The organism is Streptococcus sp. D7B5 (assembly GCF_029691405.1).
GTDB lineage: Bacteria > Bacillota > Bacilli > Lactobacillales > Streptococcaceae > Streptococcus.
In genome coordinates, this window is the sequence record NZ_CP121467.1 from 1,527,491 (window position 1) to 1,543,410 (window position 15,920).

Genomic DNA, 15,920 nt, shown 5'->3' on the forward strand with positions numbered 1-15,920 from the left:
ATGGATATCAAATCAGAAGTTATTGAAATTATTGATGAGTTGTTTATGGAAGATGTTTCTGACATGATGGATGAAGATCTTTTTGATGCCGGTGTCTTGGATAGTATGGGAACGGTTGAATTGATTGTTGAGATTGAAAACCGTTTTGACATTCGTGTTCCAGTGACGGAGTTCGGTCGTGATGACTGGAATACGGCTAATAAAATCGTAGAAGGTATTACGGAGTTGAAGAATGCTTAAACGCTTGTGGCTGATCTTCGGGCCTATCTTCATTGCTGGATTTTTGGTTCTTCTACTCATCTTTTTTTATCCAGGTACAACAAACCATAATCTGACGGAGGAGAAATATTCGGCGGCTTCTGTTAGTGCAGAGAGTTTTAAAGAGAGAAGCCAAAAGGTAAGGGCTCTTACGGATCCAAATATGCGTTTTATTCCTTTTCTAGGGTCCAGTGAATGGATTCGATTTGATAGTGTCCATCCAGCTGTTTTAGCGGAAAAATACCATCGTCCCTATCGTCCTTACTTTCTAGGTCAAGCAGGAGCAGCCTCTCTCAATCAATATTTTGGTCTACAGCAAATTTTGCCAGAAATAGAGAATAAGCAGGCTGTATTTGTGATTTCGCCTCAGTGGTTTACGGAGACAGATTATGAACCCGCAGCGTTTCAGAGATTTTTTAACAGCGACCAATTGACAGCTTTTTTGGGAAATCAATCTGGTGACATTGCTGCAAAGCATGCGGCTATTCGATTGTTAAAGCAGAATCCTAATGTTGCATTAAAAGGCATTGTTCAAAAACTGTCAAAGGGTGAAGAATTATCAGATGTTGATCAGGTTGCTATTGATCTTTTTGCGCGATTCAACGAAAAACAATCCGCTCTCTTTGGACAATTCTCCATTCGAGGACAACTCAAGTACAAGGAACACGTGGAGAACTATTTAAAAGATCTTCCGGATCAATTTTCTTATGATGAGTTAGAAAAAATTGTTCGTAAGGACGCAGAAGCAAATACGACCAATAACGATATGGGGATGGAAAATCATTTCTATACGAGAGAGATTCAAAAGGATTTAAAAAAATGGGAAGGATATCAAAAAAATTACAACTTCCTCAAGTCCTCTGAGTACAATGATTTGCAGCTGGTCCTCAATCAATTTGCTAAGTCGAATGTCAATGTGCTCTTTGTCATTCAGCCGGTTAACAAGAAGTGGATGGAGTACACAGGGCTCAGCGAGGAGATGTACCAGCATGCAGTGGAGAAAATTCGTTACCAATTAGAAAGTCAGGGTTTTACCAATATTGCTGATTTTTCAAAAAATGGAGGGGACCCTTATTTTGTTAAAGATACCATTCATCTAGGATGGTTAGGTTGGCTGGCTTTTGATAAGGTTGTCAATCCTTTCTTGACGGATCCGACTCCAGCTCCAGACTATAAGATGAATGACCGCTTCTTTAGCAAGGACTGGGCGACCTATGATGGGAACATCAAAGATTTCCAATAAAATGAGTTAAAAGTTTGGGATTTAAACCCAAGCTTTTTTGTTTAAATGGCGAATATTTAAGATAAAAATAGGTCAAAAGTTTCAAAATTTTTAGAAATAGCGTATAATATAAAAGAGAAAAAGAAAAGAAAGGGATTTTAAAATGAACAAACGTTCTTTGTTACCTGTCTTATCGACAGCCCTGTTAGCTCCAGCCTTCTTAGCTGGACAAGTATACGCTGAAGAAGCAACAACTCCTGAAGAAAGTTCAGCTGTCGTAGCGACTCCTGCTACGTCGGCGACTCCAGCTCCTGTTGAGAGCCCTGCGGTACCGGAAACTTCGGCAACTTCAGAAGCAGTTGCACCTGCAGAAGCTCCGACAGCTCCTGCTGAATCTACTAAAAGCGAAGAAAAGGACACCGTTATCTTACACACCAATGATGTCCATGGTCGTATTGTAGAGGAAAAGGGAGTAATTGGAGATGCTAAGTTAGCGACAGTCATTGAGCAGGAACGTGCGAAATCAAATCAAAATACTCTAGTTGTTGATGCGGGAGACGCTTTCCAAGGTTTACCGATTTCCAACTCTACTAAGGGTGAAGCGCGTGCTGAAATTCTCAATCAGATGCAGTATGATGCCATGGCAGTAGGAAACCATGAGTTTGACTTTGGTTTGGACGAAGCTAAGAAATACAAGGAAATCTTGAAATTCCCATTACTTAGTTCAAATACCTACGTCAATGGTGCTCGTCTCTTTGAAGCTTCTACAATCGTTGATAAAGATAAGACTGTGGAAGGTGATGAGTTTGTTGTAATCGGGGTGACAACACCTGAAACAGCAACCAAAACTCACCCTAAAAATGTCAAAGGGGTAACTTTTACAGATCCAATCTCTGAAGTCAATAAGGTCATCGAAGAAGTTCAAGCTAAGGCTCGTGCAGAAGGTAAGGACTACAAACACTATGTTGTGCTGGCTCACTTGGGTGTGGATACCACAACCCCAGTAGAATGGCGTGGTTCAACTTTGGCAGAAGCCTTGTCTAAAAATCCTCGTTTGAAAGGGAAACGCGTAACAGTAATCGATGGTCACTCTCATACAGTAGAATCAACGACCTATGGAGACAATGTTACCTATAACCAGACGGGAAGCTACCTTCACAATGTAGGGAAAATCACCTACAAATCCCGTCAGCTTTTGGGCAATCCAACTCAGATTCCGGCTGCTGATGCTAAAAAATTACCAGCCAATCCAACAGTTGAAAAACTAGTCAAAGACATTAAACAAAAATACGATACTGAAAATGCGGTTGAGATTGTTTCAAACAGCCCTGTAGAACTAAACGGTGATCGTGAAAATGTTCGGGTCCGTGAAACCAACCTCGGAAACGTCGTGGCAGACTCGCTCTATCAGTATGGTCAAACAGGATTTAGCCATCCGACAGACATCGCTGTGACAAATGGTGGTGGCTTGCGTGAAACCATTGCAAAAGGAAAACCAATCACTAAAGGAAATGTCATTGCTGTTCTTCCATTTGGAAATACCATTTCACAAATCCAAGTGACGGGGCAACAAGTTTTGGATATGTTTGAAAAATCACTCGGATCTATCTTGCAGGTCGATAAGGATGGCAAGAAGGTCTTGGATGAGAACGGACAACCATTGCTAGAACCAAGTGGTGGATTCTTGCAAGTTTCAGGTGTGAAGGTCTACTATGATACCAACCTACCATCAGGTAAACGTGTCTTGGCCATCCAGGTTAAAAACCGCGCGACTGGTCGTTATGATCTCCTAGACCTCGCAAAAACTTACTATCTTGCAACCAATGATTTCTTAGCTGCGGGTGGTGATGGCTACACTATGTTAGGCGGCGCGCGTGAAGAAGGTCCTTCTATGGATGCAGCCTTTGAAGAGTATCTGAAAACCGCTGACTTGACCCAGTATGAAAAGATCAATCCGAACTCACGGACGATTTCTGTGGATTCTAAAACCTTTAGTCTGCCAGTAGAAACACCTCAAACGAATGCAGCTGCTAGCGATGCGACTACAAATGTGCCATTGACTTATGAGGTGGCAGGTCAATTTAGCAAGAAGGCAGTTGTCTCAGAAAAAGCCCTCCCAAATACAGGAAGCGAACAGTCCATCTTCTTGCTCTTGATGGGAATGGTAGCTGGTCTGGCAGGTATCTTGTCGAGTCGAAAACCAAAGCAAAAATAGGTTAAATTTCACATCTAGAAGAGTCTAGGGAAACGTTTTTACGCCTTTTTCCCTTGACTCTTTTTTGGTTTATGATATAATTAACCAGTAAAGAATCGGTGGCTATCTATGTTTTTTACGAAAAAGATAGCTAGGGAAGGAGTAACACATGAGACAGCTTGCACAGGAAATCGATAACTTTTTAAACGAGGTGATCTTGAGATCTGAGAACCAGCATGAAATTCTGATTGGGCATTGCACGAGTGACGTAGCCTTGACCAATACTCAGGAACACATCCTCATGCTCTTGTCCGAAGAATCCCTAACCAACTCAGAGCTAGCCCGTCGCCTTAATGTCAGTCAGGCGGCAGTGACCAAGGCTATCAAGTCTTTGGTCAAAGAGGGCATGTTAGAGACATCTAGAGATCCAAAAGATGCGCGTGTGATTTTTTACCAACTGACAGAACTAGCCCGACCAGTGGCAGAGGAACACCACCATCATCATGAACACACGCTCTTAGCCTATGAACAAGTGGCAAGTCAGTTTACTCCAAATGAACAAGAAGTGATTCAGCGGTTTTTAACTGCTTTAGTAGGAGAAATCAAATAATGCGGTATATTACAGTAGAGGACTTGTCTTTCTATTATGACAAAGAGCCTGTCCTCGAGCACATCAACTACAGTGTTGATAGCGGGGAGTTTGTCACCTTGACTGGTGAAAATGGAGCTGCCAAGACAACGCTTATCAAGGCGAGCCTAGGCATCTTGCAGCCAAGATTTGGTAAGGTAACCATCTCAAAGACAAATACTCATGGGAAAAAACTTAGGATAGCCTATCTTCCCCAGCAGATAGCTAGTTTTAATGCTGGTTTTCCAAGTACAGTTTATGAATTTGTCAAGTCGGGTCGCTATCCGCGAAAGGGCTGGTTCCGTCGCTTGAACGCCCATGATGAGGAACATATCAAGGCCAGTCTAGACTCAGTTGGTATGTGGGAACACCGTAACAAACGAATTGGTTCCCTTTCGGGAGGGCAAAAGCAACGAGCAGTGATTGCCCGGATGTTTGCTTCTGACCCAGATATCTTTGTCTTGGATGAGCCAACGACAGGGATGGATGCGGGAAGCAAAAATGAATTTTACGAACTCATGCACCATAGTGCCCACCATCATGGCAAGGCTGTTTTGATGATTACCCATGACCCTGAGGAGGTCAAGGACTATGCGGATCGCAATATCCATCTGGTTCGTAACCAAGATTCGCCATGGCGTTGTTTTAACGTTCACGAAAGCGACCAGGAGGTGGACCATGCTTAGTTTGTTATCTTATGATTTCATGCAGCGTGCCTTCTTGGCGGTTATTGCCATGAGTCTCTTTTCTCCAGTTCTTGGGACTTTCCTTATCTTACGTCGTCAGAGTTTGATGAGTGATACCCTCAGTCACGTTTCTCTGTCAGGGGTAGCCTTTGGTCTGGTTTTGGGAATTTCTCCAACTATTTCAACCATCGCTATTGTCTTAATCGCTGCGGTCTTTCTAGAGTATCTCCGGACAGTCTATAAGAACTTTATGGAAATCGGGACAGCCATCCTCATGTCAACAGGACTTGCGGTGTCACTGATTGTCATGAGTAAGGGGAAAAGTTCGAGCTCCATGAGTTTGGACCAATATCTCTTTGGTTCGATTGTAACCATTAGCCAGGAGCAGGTGGTATTCCTCTTTGCCATTGCTGCGGTCGTTTTGCTCTTGACTTTCTTATTCTTACGTCCCATGTACATCCTGACTTTTGATGAGGACACGGCCTTTGTGGATGGCTTGCCCGTTCGTACCATGTCTATCCTCTTTAACATGGTTACAGGGGTGGCCATTGCCCTTATGATTCCAGCTGCAGGAGCTCTTTTGGTATCGACCATTATGGTCTTGCCAGCTAGTATTGCCCTTCGTCTGGGGAAAAACTTTAAATCCGTTATGTTACTAGCCAGCGCTATTGGCTTTTTGGGAATGGTGGCAGGACTTTATATTTCCTACTATGCGGAAACACCTGCTAGCGCTAGTATCACCATTATCTTTGTAGCTGTCTTTTTGTTAGTCAGTCTACTGAAACGTTTTATCAAATAGGAGAATGAAATGAAAAAACTAAGCTTACTACTGGCTAGTCTATGTGCCCTGTTTTTAGTGGCTTGTTCCAATCAAAAACAGGCAGATGGGAAGCTAAATATCGTAACAACCTTTTACCCTGTCTACGAATTTACCAAGCAAGTCGCAGGAGATACTGCTAATGTAGAACTCCTCATCGGTGCTGGTACAGAACCTCACGAATATGAACCGTCTGCCAAGGCAGTTGCTAAAATCCAAGATGCAGATACCTTTGTCTATGAAAATGAAAACATGGAAACTTGGGTTCCAAAATTGTTAGAATCCTTGGATAAGAAAAAGGTGAAAACCATCAAGGCGACAGGCAATATGCTCCTCTTGCCAGGTGGTGAGGAAGAAGAGGAAGGGCATGATCATGGCGGTGAGGGTCACCATCACGACTACGATCCCCACGTTTGGCTTTCACCAGCACGCGCCATCAAACTGGTAGAGCATATCCGTGACAGCTTGTCAGCAGATTATCCTGATAAAAAAGAGACTTTTGAGAAGAATGCGGCTGCCTATATTGAAAAATTGCAAGCATTGGACAAGGCCTACACAGATGGCTTGTCTCAAGCTAAACAAAAGAGCTTTGTGACCCAGCACGCTGCCTTTAACTACCTTGCCTTGGACTACGGTCTCAAGCAAGTATCTATCTCAGGTCTCTCACCAGATGCAGAACCATCAGCAGCACGTTTGGCAGAATTGACAGAGTATATCAAGAAAAACAAGATTTCTTATATCTACTTTGAAGAAAATGCCTCACAAGCCCTCGCCAATACACTTTCAAAAGAAACAGGTGTCAAACTAGACGTGCTCAATCCGCTAGAAAGTCTAACAGAAGAAGCAACCAAGGCCGGTGAGGATTATATCTCTGTGATGGAGAAAAACCTCAAGGCTTTGAAACAAACAACGGACCAAGAAGGACCAGAAATCGAGCCAGAGAAGGAAGAAAACACTAAGACAGTTCACAACGGTTACTTTGAGGATGCAGATGTCAAAGATCGTACCTTGAGTGACTATGTTGGCAACTGGCAGTCAGTTTATCCTTTCCTTGAGGATGGAACCTTTGATCAAGTCTTTGACTACAAGGCTAAGTTGACTGGTAAGATGACCAAGGATGAGTATAAGGCTTACTATAGAAAAGGCTATCAGACAGATGTGACCAAAATCAACATCACGGATAACACTATGGAATTTGTTCAAGGTGGCCAAAGCAAGAAATTCACCTATAAGTATGTCGGCAAGAAAATCTTGACTTATAAGAAAGGCAATCGTGGTGTGCGCTTCCTCTTTGAAGCGACAGATGCGGACGCTGGACAGTTCAAGTATGTTCAGTTTAGTGACCACAATATCGCCCCAGTCAAGGCAGAACATTTCCATATCTTCTTTGGAGGCACAAGCCAAGAAGCCCTCTTTGAAGAAATGGATAACTGGCCAACCTACTACCCAGATAACCTATCTGGCCAAGAAATCGCCCAAGAAATGTTAGCGCATTGATGCAAGAGAAGATCCCGCAAATCTGCGGGATTTTTTGCTAGAAACGATTATCTGAGTAGGTTGTGGGCGCTATAGTACTACAGCTGTGCTGTTCACAATGTGATAAAGAGGTCATTTTCTACTGGCTGATTCTCACTAGCTGGCGAATGCAAAAGCTACGATTGTACAAATTATAGAATCTTTTCAGGGGATTTAGGAAGGGAGCTTAGTCATATTGACGCTGCTATCGCTTTTTGTTATAGTCAAGGAGAGAGCGGTCTGGAACACTAGTTTATTCACAGTCTGTGGATAAGTCTAGGGGAAAATGACATATAACTCAGGGTGTTGAAGCACCCTGATACTAGTTCCGTACATTAGTAACTTGCTAGAGAGCTAGTAGAAACCCTAGTACAGAGCTGTTTGACAAAGGTCTGTTTAGGGGTGAAGGCCTCTAAGTCTAAGAGCTGGATTTTGGAGAAACTAGTTTTTAGGCATGTTTTCTTATCCACAAGTTGTGGATAATTTTGTGAACAAGAGAAAGAGATGTGAGATGATGACGAACATAAAACCGCATGGACCATTACCAAGTCAGGCCCAGCTGGATTATTTAGAGGATGAACTAGCTGCCTTTATCCATTTTGGTCCCAATACCTTTTATGACCAGGAATGGGGAAGTGGGCAAGAGGATCCTATGCGTTTTAACCCGACTAAGTTGGATGCGCGTGAATGGGTTCGAGTGCTTAAAGAAACGGGTTTTAAAAAGCTGATTTTGGTGGTGAAGCACCACGATGGCTTTGTTCTCTACCCGACATCCCACACAGATTATTCGATCAAGGCTAGTCCTTGGAGGGATGGAAAGGGGGACTTGCTCCTTGAAGTTTCCCAAGCTGCAACTGAGTTTGACATGGATATGGGAGTTTATTTATCTCCTTGGGATGCCCATAGTCCCCTCTATCATGTGGACCGAGAAGCGGACTACAATGCCTATTATCTGGATCAGTTGAAGGAAATCTTGTCAAATCCTGCCTATGGGAATGCCGGCAAGCTCACTGAGGTGTGGATGGATGGTGCTCGAGGCGAAGGGGCCCAGAAGGTCAACTATGAGTTTGAGACTTGGTTTGAAACCATTCGTGACTTGCAGGGCGATTGTTTGATTTTCTCAACTGAGGGAACTAGTATTCGCTGGATTGGCAATGAACGAGGCTATGCAGGGGATCCCTTGTGGCAAAAAGTCAAGCCAGACCAGTTAGGAACAGAGGCGGAATTAGATTATCTACAGCACGGAGACCCCTTTGGGACGCTATTTTCAATCGGTGAGGCAGATGTTTCTCTTCGGCCGGGCTGGTTTTACCATGAGGATCAGGATCCTAAGTCTCTGGAGGAGTTGGTCGAAATCTACTTTCACTCGGTAGGGCGGGGAACTCCACTCTTGCTTAATATCCCACCGAACCAAGATGGCCTCTTTGATGAAAAGGATATCCAGCGTCTCTATGAATTTGCTGCCTACCGTGACGAGCTATATAAAGAAGATTTGGCTTTGGGAGCCACGGTATCTGGCCCTGCTCTATCACCAGACTATGCCTGTCATCATCTGACAGATGGGCTAGAGACCAGTTCATGGGCAAGTGATGCAGAGTTGCCAATCCAATTAGAGCTTGATTTAGGTGCACCTAAAGCTTTTGATGTGATTGAGTTAAGAGAAGATTTGAATTTGGGGCAACGCATCGCTGCTTTCCGTGTTCAGGTAGAGTTGGATGGTGTCTGGCAGGAGTTTGAATCCGGCTATACTGTTGGCTATAAACGCCTTTTGCGAGGATCCATGGTAGAGGCTCAGAAGGTGCGTGTGATCATTACAGAGGCACAGGCTTTGCCTTTGTTGACCAAGATTTCACTCTATAAAACACCTACCTTGTCGAAAAAAGAAGCTGTTCAACAGTTAGAGTTTTCAGAAAAAAGTCTAGTTGTGACCAAGGGAGAAAATGTCCACTTTACAGTGAAGCGAAGAGAATCTAGCAGTCCTTTAGAAGCTAAGATTTCGATTCAACCAGGGACGGGTGTGCATGGTGTTGCTTATCGGGACGAGATTCAAGTCCTTGCGTTTCAAGTTGGCGAGACTGAAAAAAGGCTGACGCTACCAACCTTGTATTTTGCAGGCGATAAAAACTTAGATTTTTATCTAAATCTGACGGTAGATAGGCAGCTGGTTGACCAGCTTCAGGTCCAAGTTTCATAAAAGAAGAACCTTTGCGCGATGCAAAGGTTCTTTTGGTTAGGAGTGATTTGGTAGCCAGCTGAGGGTGAAGGTCAGTTGCTCAGCTTTCAAGAGGTCTTGGTGTTGAATGCTAGATACAGGAGCCTTGTCCAATCGGCATTCTTTGACAAAGTTGAAATGGCTGTGGTTTTGCTCGGCATGGATATCCAGCCATTTATTTTCCTTGGCTAGGTAGATACGGAGGTGGTCAAAGAGAGGAATTCCGAGATCGTAACTTGGCTTGCCCGGACAGATCGGGTAGAATCCAAGAGCTGACCAGATGTACCAAGCAGAGAGACTGCCATTGTCCTCATCGCCAGGATAGGCTTCCCAGCTGGGGTGAAAGGCTTTCTGACGCAAGGTTTTGATGAGTAGAGCAGTGTAGTCAGGGTAGTCGCTGTAGCGGAAGAGATAAGGGATGTGGAAGCTCGGTTGGTTGGAAATGGCGATTTGCCCAAAAGGAGCGGTAGCCATCTCGCTCATCTCGTGAATCTCGTAACCATAGCCGGTGGTTTCAAAGAGAGGAGCGTCCTGACAGGCTTTCAAAAGATAGTGGCTGAAGGCTTCTTTTCCACCCATGAGTTGACGCAAACCTGGGATGTCGTGGAGAACGCCTAAAGTCGCTTGAATGGCAGAGCATTCGGCGTAGTCGCGTCCCCAACTATAGGGAGAGAAGTCAGGGCGGAAGTTTCCTTGACTATCTCGCGCTCGCATGTAACCTGTTTCAGCATCAAATAGATGACGGTAATTTTGAGACGCAGTTCTATATGTTTCCGCGATGTCATTCTGACCAAGCTTTTCGGCACAGCTGGCGATACAAAAATCGCTATAGGCGTAGTCAAGGGTGTGACTGACACTTTCGTGGTGGTCGGTAGAGAGGTAGCCCAGTTCTTGGTATTGGGCTAGTCCGTGGCGGCCATTGATGCCGAGAGGGTCGGACTTAGTGGCTGTTTCAAGCATGGCTTGAAGGAGTTCTTTTTCTAGGTCGGGGGCCATGTCCTTGCAGGCGCTGTCTGCGATAATGCCATCTAGCAGGGTACCAGGCATCATGCCACGTTCATCTGGAGCCAACCATTTTGGAAGGAACCCAGTATCGCGGTAGCTATTGAGGAAACCTTCTAAAAAGAGGTGATAGTGTTCCGGTATGACAAGGGCAAAGAGGGGGAAGGTGGTGCGGAAGGTATCCCAGAAGCCATTATTGCTAAAGAGGATACCGGGCTTGACAGTACCAGTAGTCAGGTCCATATGGATGGTTTGCCCTGACTCGTTCACTTCATAAAAAGTCTGTGGGAAGAGGAAGAGTCTGTAGAGGCAGTGATCAAAGAAGGTCCGGTCAGCCTCTCCTGTCTCTAGTATGTCAAAACGATGGAGGAGATTTTCCCAGTCTGCTTGGGCACTTGCTTTACAGCTATCAAAGTCCTTTTGAGGTAGATTAAGCAGAGCTTGAGAAGGCGAGATGAAAGAAGTTGCTAGCTGGATGTCAGCATGACTGCTTGCTAAGTCAATTCGCCAGTCTCCGCTTTCTTGGTTGACAGCAAGAATATCCGTATTTATTTGTAGGGCGGTGAAGAGTATCAGTGGATTTTTATTGGTCTCTGTTTTGCCTTCTTGTCTGAGGGCTAGAGTCTGCTTATCTACCTGCTCAATTGTTAAATCATCTGCAGCGTGAAGGTAGAGGGAGAGGGATTTGCCTTGCTTTTGCTCCAAACGAATAGAAGCGCCATAGCAAGTCGGTGTAAGCTGGGTTTCAATCTGATAGCGCAGGGAGAAAATCTTCAGATAATGAGGTTGGAAGGAAGCTTTATCCCTATCATAGGAGGATTGACGGTGAAAGAGGTTATCTCCCCCAAGCTGGCCGGTGACAGGTGTCAGAAGGAGCCAAGAGTAGTCGCCAATCCAAGGGCTGGGCTGGTGGGTCAATCGAATCCCCTGAAAGATGGGCAGATGCGGATCGAAGAACCAAGCTCCCTCCTGGTCGCTGGTCTGAGGCACAAAATAATTCATCCCAAAAGGAACGCCTGTGTAGGGCAGGGTATTTCCTCGAGAAAAGGCATGCTTGCTAGCAGTCCCAAAGCGGGTATCGATGGTTTCAAGTAGTGGTTTCATAGTATTTCCTTTAGCTGTTTTTCTACATTATATCAGAAAAATGAGGTCTTTAGAAAAGGAGTTTCAAAGATAACTATTTTGTAGAAAAATGACTATCATTTGTGTATGTATTTTCTGTCTCAAAAACTATATACTGAACATGAAACTTGTTTGAAAGAGGAAACTGCACGATGATTTATTCGAAAGAAATTGTTAGAGAATGGCTGGATGAAGTAGCAGAGCGGGCTAAGGACCATCCGGAGTGGGTGGATGTCTTTGAGCGTTGCTATACAGACACCTTGGACAATACGGTTGAGATCCTAGAAGATGGTTCAACCTTTGTACTCACAGGAGATATTCCTGCCATGTGGCTTCGGGATTCGACTGCCCAACTCAGACCCTACCTTCATGTGGCTAAAAGAGATCCTCTCTTACGTCAGACCATTGCAGGTTTGGTCAAGCGTCAAATGACCCTAGTACTCAAAGATCCGTATGCCAACTCCTTTAACATTGAGGAAAACTGGAAGGGCCACCACGAGACCGACCATACAGACCTTAATGGTTGGATTTGGGAGCGCAAGTATGAGGTGGACTCGCTTTGCTATCCTTTGCAGCTGGCTTATCTCCTATGGAAAGAGACTGGCGAAACCAGCCAGTTTGATGAAACTTTTGTCACAGCAACTAAGGAAATCCTTCACCTATGGACAGTGGAGCAAGACCACAAGAATTCTCCTTATCGTTTTGTCCGTGATACGGACCGCAAGGAAGACACCTTGGTAAATGATGGCTTTGGACCTGACTTTGCGGTGACAGGTATGACTTGGTCAGCCTTTCGACCGAGTGATGATTGCTGTCAGTATAGCTATTTGATTCCATCCAATATGTTTGCAGTCGTTGTCTTGGGTTATGTCCAAGAAATCTTTGCAGAACTAGATCTAGCTGATAGCCAAAACATCATCGCAGACGCTAAACGTCTGCAAGCAGAGATTCAAGAAGGAATCGAAAACTACGCTTATACCTCCAACAGCAAGGGTGAAAAGATTTACGCCTTTGAAGTGGATGGTCTAGGAAATGCTAGCATCATGGATGATCCAAACGTACCAAGTTTGTTGGCTGCGCCTTATCTGGGTTATTGCGACATTGAAGACGAAGTGTATCAAGCCACTCGTCGCACCATTCTCAGCCCTGAAAATCCCTACTTCTATGAAGGAGAGTACGCAAGTGGACTCGGAAGTTCCCATACCTTCTATCGCTATATCTGGCCCATTGCCCTATCTATCCAAGGTTTGACAACAAGAGATAAGGCAGAGAAGAAATTCTTACTCGATCAGCTGGTTGCCTGCGATGGTGGCACAGGTGTCATGCATGAAAGCTTCCACGTGGACGACCCAACGCTTTACTCACGTGAATGGTTTTCTTGGGCCAACATGATGTTCTGTGAATTAGTCTTGGATTACCTGGATATTCGTTAAGGAGCGCGCTTTAGTTTCACCGATTCGTGTCAGAATCACACCTTTACATTTAAAACGTTAAAATTTAAATTTAGAATGAGGTTTAACTCATGGAAAATGTTGTTGTACATATTATCTCACATAGTCACTGGGATCGTGAGTGGTACTTGCCTTTTGAAAGCCACCGGATGCAGTTGGTGGAATTATTTGATAATCTTTTTGACCTTTTTGAAAATGACCCTGAGTTCAAGAGTTTCCACTTGGATGGCCAAACCATTGTCCTTGATGACTATTTGGAAATTCGCCCTGAAAATCGCGACAAAGTCCAAGGTTACATCGACCAAGGCAAACTCAAAATTGGTCCTTTTTACATCTTGCAGGATGACTACTTGATTTCCAGTGAAGCCAACGTCCGCAATACCTTGATTGGTCAAGCAGAATGTGCAAAATGGGGCAAATCTACTCAGATTGGTTACTTCCCAGATACCTTTGGAAATATGGGACAAGCTCCCCAAATCCTTCAAAAATCAGGCATTCACGTGGCAGCCTTTGGCCGTGGTGTCAAGCCGATTGGATTTGACAACCAAGTCCTCGAAGATGAGCAGTTTACTTCCCAGTTTTCAGAAATGTACTGGCAGGGTGCAGACGGAAGTCGTGTCCTCGGAATCCTCTTTGCTAACTGGTACAGTAATGGAAATGAAATTCCAGTGGATAAAGACGAGGCATTGGCTTTCTGGAAACAAAAATTGGCAGATGTGCGTGACTACGCTTCGACCAACCAATGGTTGATGATGAACGGATGTGACCACCAGCCTGTACAGAGAAATCTGAGTGAAGCCATTCGTGTAGCAAATGAACTCTTCCCAGATGTGACTTTTGTGCATAGTTCCTTTGATGACTATGTCCATGCAGTAGAAAGTGCTCTACCGGAGCAACTATCTACCGTTACGGGTGAGTTGACAAGTCAGGAAACAGATGGTTGGTACACGCTTGCCAATACTTCTTCATCACGCATTTACCTCAAACAAGCCTTCCAAGAAAATAGCAACCTCCTAGAACAAGTTGTGGAGCCATTGACTGTCATCACTGGTGGGCACAACCATAAGGACCAGTTGACCTATGCTTGGAAAGTCCTTCTACAAAATGCGCCACATGACAGTATCTGTGGCTGTAGCGTGGACGAGGTTCACCGTGAGATGGAAACACGTTTTGCCAAGGTCAGCCAAGTCGGAAACTTTGTGAAAACTAACCTTCTCAACGAGTGGAAGGGTAAAATCGCAACCCATGAAGCCCAAAGCGACCATCTCTTTACGGTTATCAATACAGGCTTGCATGATAAGGTTGATACGGTCAGCACAGTGATTGATGTGGCGACTTGTGATTTCAAAGAATTGCACCCAACAGAAGGCTATAAGAAGATGGCAGCCTTGACCTTGCCAAGCTACCGTGTTGAAGACTTGGAAGGACATGCTGTAGAAGCGAAAATCGAAGATTTGGGAGCTAATTTTGAGTATGATTTACCAAAAGACAAGTTCCGTCAGGCTCGTATTGCTCGACAAGTGCGCGTGACAGTCCCTGTTCATCTAGCACCTCTCTCTTGGACAACCTTCCAATTGCTTGAAGGAGAACAAGAACACCGTGACGGTATTTACCAAAATGGAGTGATTGATACGCCATTTGTAACGGTCAGTGTGGATGAAAACATCACGGTCTACGACAAGACAACTCATGAAGCTTATGAAGATGTTATTCGCTTTGAAGACCGTGGTGACATTGGAAATGAGTACATCTACTTCCAACCAAAAGGAACAGAGCCTATCTACGCAGAACTCAAAGGCTATGAGGTCTTGGAAAATACAGCACGTTTTGCCAAGATTTTGCTCAAGCATGAATTGACAATTCCAGTAAGTGCAGACGAAAAACTGGATGCGGAACAAAGAGGCATCATCGAGTTTATGACGCGTGAAGCTGGGCGCTCAGAAGAATTGACAAGCGTTCTTCTTGAAACAGAGATGACCGTCTTTGTTGACAATCCACAAATTCGTTTCAAGACTCGCTTTACTAACACAGCCAAGGACCACCGTATCCGTCTCTTGGTCAAGACTCATAACACACGTCCAAGCAATGACTCTGAAAGCATCTATGAGGTGGTGACACGACCAAATAAACCAGCTGCTTCTTGGGAAAATCCTGAAAATCCTCAACACCAACAAGCCTTTGTCAGTCTGTATGATGATGAAAAAGGGGTGACAGTGGCTAATAAAGGATTGCACGAGTATGAAATCCTTGGAGACGACACCATTGCAGTGACCATTTTGCGTGCATCAGGTGAGTTAGGTGACTGGGGTTACTTCCCAACACCAGAAGCTCAGTGCTTGCGTGAGTTTGAAGTTGAGTTTACACTTGAATGCCACCAAGCAGGGGAACGTTTCTCAGCTTTCCGTCGTGCCAAAGCCTTCCAAACACCATTCACTAGTCTTCAGGTTGCTAAACAAGAAGGAAGTGTTGCTGCGACTGGTAGCCTCTTGAGTCATGCGGCACTCAGCTTGCCACAAGTCTGCCCGACAGCCTTTAAGGTAGCTGAAAATGAAGAAGGATATGTACTTCGTTACTACAATATGAGCCAAGAAAATGTGCGCATATCTGAACACCAACAAACCATTTTGGACTTGCTTGAACGACCATATCCCGTTCATTCAGGACTATTAGCGCCACAAGAGATTCGCACAGAATTGATCAAAAAAGAAGACATTTAACAGTTTTAAAGTGTTTGATAACTAATAATAAGAGATAGAAAGGAGGGGCGAAAGAGTAAGGATTGACTACTGATTCGCCCCTTTTTATGGGAAGAA

11 protein-coding genes are annotated in these 15,920 nt (G+C 44.5%); 10 read left to right on the forward strand and 1 reads right to left on the reverse strand.

The annotated features are described in order from the left end of the window. The 8 genes from dltC (at position 1) to P8P68_RS07490 (ending at position 9,514) form a co-directional block, all read left to right on the forward strand. Positions 1 to 240, forward strand: a complete 240-nt coding sequence (gene dltC / locus P8P68_RS07455; RefSeq protein ID WP_000351972.1) for a D-alanine--poly(phosphoribitol) ligase subunit DltC — start codon at positions 1 to 3, stop codon at positions 238 to 240. Further along, positions 233 to 1,501: a D-alanyl-lipoteichoic acid biosynthesis protein DltD gene (gene dltD / locus P8P68_RS07460; RefSeq protein WP_278275846.1), complete on the forward strand. Its 1,269-nt coding sequence runs from the start codon at positions 233 to 235 to the stop codon at positions 1,499 to 1,501. The genes dltC and dltD overlap by 8 nt, the downstream gene beginning before the upstream one ends. Before the next feature lie 142 nt (positions 1,502 to 1,643). Further along, the gene (nt5e, locus tag P8P68_RS07465) at positions 1,644 to 3,695 is read left to right on the forward strand and encodes a cell surface ecto-5'-nucleotidase Nt5e (RefSeq protein ID WP_278275847.1); all 2,052 of its coding nucleotides are present in this window, start codon (positions 1,644 to 1,646) and stop codon (positions 3,693 to 3,695) included. Positions 3,696 to 3,843: 148 nt separating this feature from the next. Further along, positions 3,844 to 4,284, forward strand: a complete 441-nt coding sequence (adcR, locus tag P8P68_RS07470; protein WP_001249328.1) for a zinc-dependent transcriptional regulator AdcR — start codon at positions 3,844 to 3,846, stop codon at positions 4,282 to 4,284. Then, positions 4,284 to 4,988: a metal ABC transporter ATP-binding protein gene (locus P8P68_RS07475; protein ID WP_278275848.1), complete on the forward strand. Its 705-nt coding sequence runs from the start codon at positions 4,284 to 4,286 to the stop codon at positions 4,986 to 4,988. Before adcR ends, P8P68_RS07475 begins: the two co-directional genes overlap by 1 nt. Beyond that, positions 4,981 to 5,787 (forward strand): metal ABC transporter permease, encoded by an 807-nt coding sequence (locus tag P8P68_RS07480; RefSeq protein ID WP_000950029.1) that lies wholly within the window; start codon positions 4,981 to 4,983, stop codon positions 5,785 to 5,787. The genes P8P68_RS07475 and P8P68_RS07480 overlap by 8 nt, the downstream gene beginning before the upstream one ends. A gap of 9 nt (positions 5,788 to 5,796) precedes the next feature. Continuing rightward, positions 5,797 to 7,302, forward strand: a complete 1,506-nt coding sequence (locus tag P8P68_RS07485; protein WP_125441422.1) for a zinc ABC transporter substrate-binding protein AdcA — start codon at positions 5,797 to 5,799, stop codon at positions 7,300 to 7,302. Between the two features lie 532 nt (positions 7,303 to 7,834). Continuing rightward, positions 7,835 to 9,514 (forward strand): alpha-L-fucosidase, encoded by a 1,680-nt coding sequence (locus tag P8P68_RS07490; protein ID WP_278276309.1) that lies wholly within the window; start codon positions 7,835 to 7,837, stop codon positions 9,512 to 9,514. 36 nt (positions 9,515 to 9,550) lie between these two features. Here the strand turns inward: P8P68_RS07490 and P8P68_RS07495 are convergent, their stop codons facing one another. After that, entirely contained in the window at positions 9,551 to 11,638 is a 2,088-nt protein-coding gene (locus P8P68_RS07495; RefSeq protein ID WP_000803421.1) for a GH92 family glycosyl hydrolase, read from the reverse strand. Positions 11,639 to 11,808: 170 nt separating this feature from the next. Here P8P68_RS07495 and P8P68_RS07500 point away from each other — a divergent pair, with 170 nt between their 5' ends. Further along, a complete protein-coding gene (locus tag P8P68_RS07500) occupies positions 11,809 to 13,089 on the forward strand; it encodes a glycoside hydrolase family 125 protein (RefSeq protein ID WP_278275849.1) in 1,281 nt (426 codons plus the stop codon). 89 nt (positions 13,090 to 13,178) lie between these two features. Continuing rightward, the gene (locus P8P68_RS07505) at positions 13,179 to 15,824 is read left to right on the forward strand and encodes an alpha-mannosidase (protein ID WP_278275850.1); all 2,646 of its coding nucleotides are present in this window, start codon (positions 13,179 to 13,181) and stop codon (positions 15,822 to 15,824) included. The last annotated feature ends 96 nt before the right edge of the window (positions 15,825 to 15,920 follow it).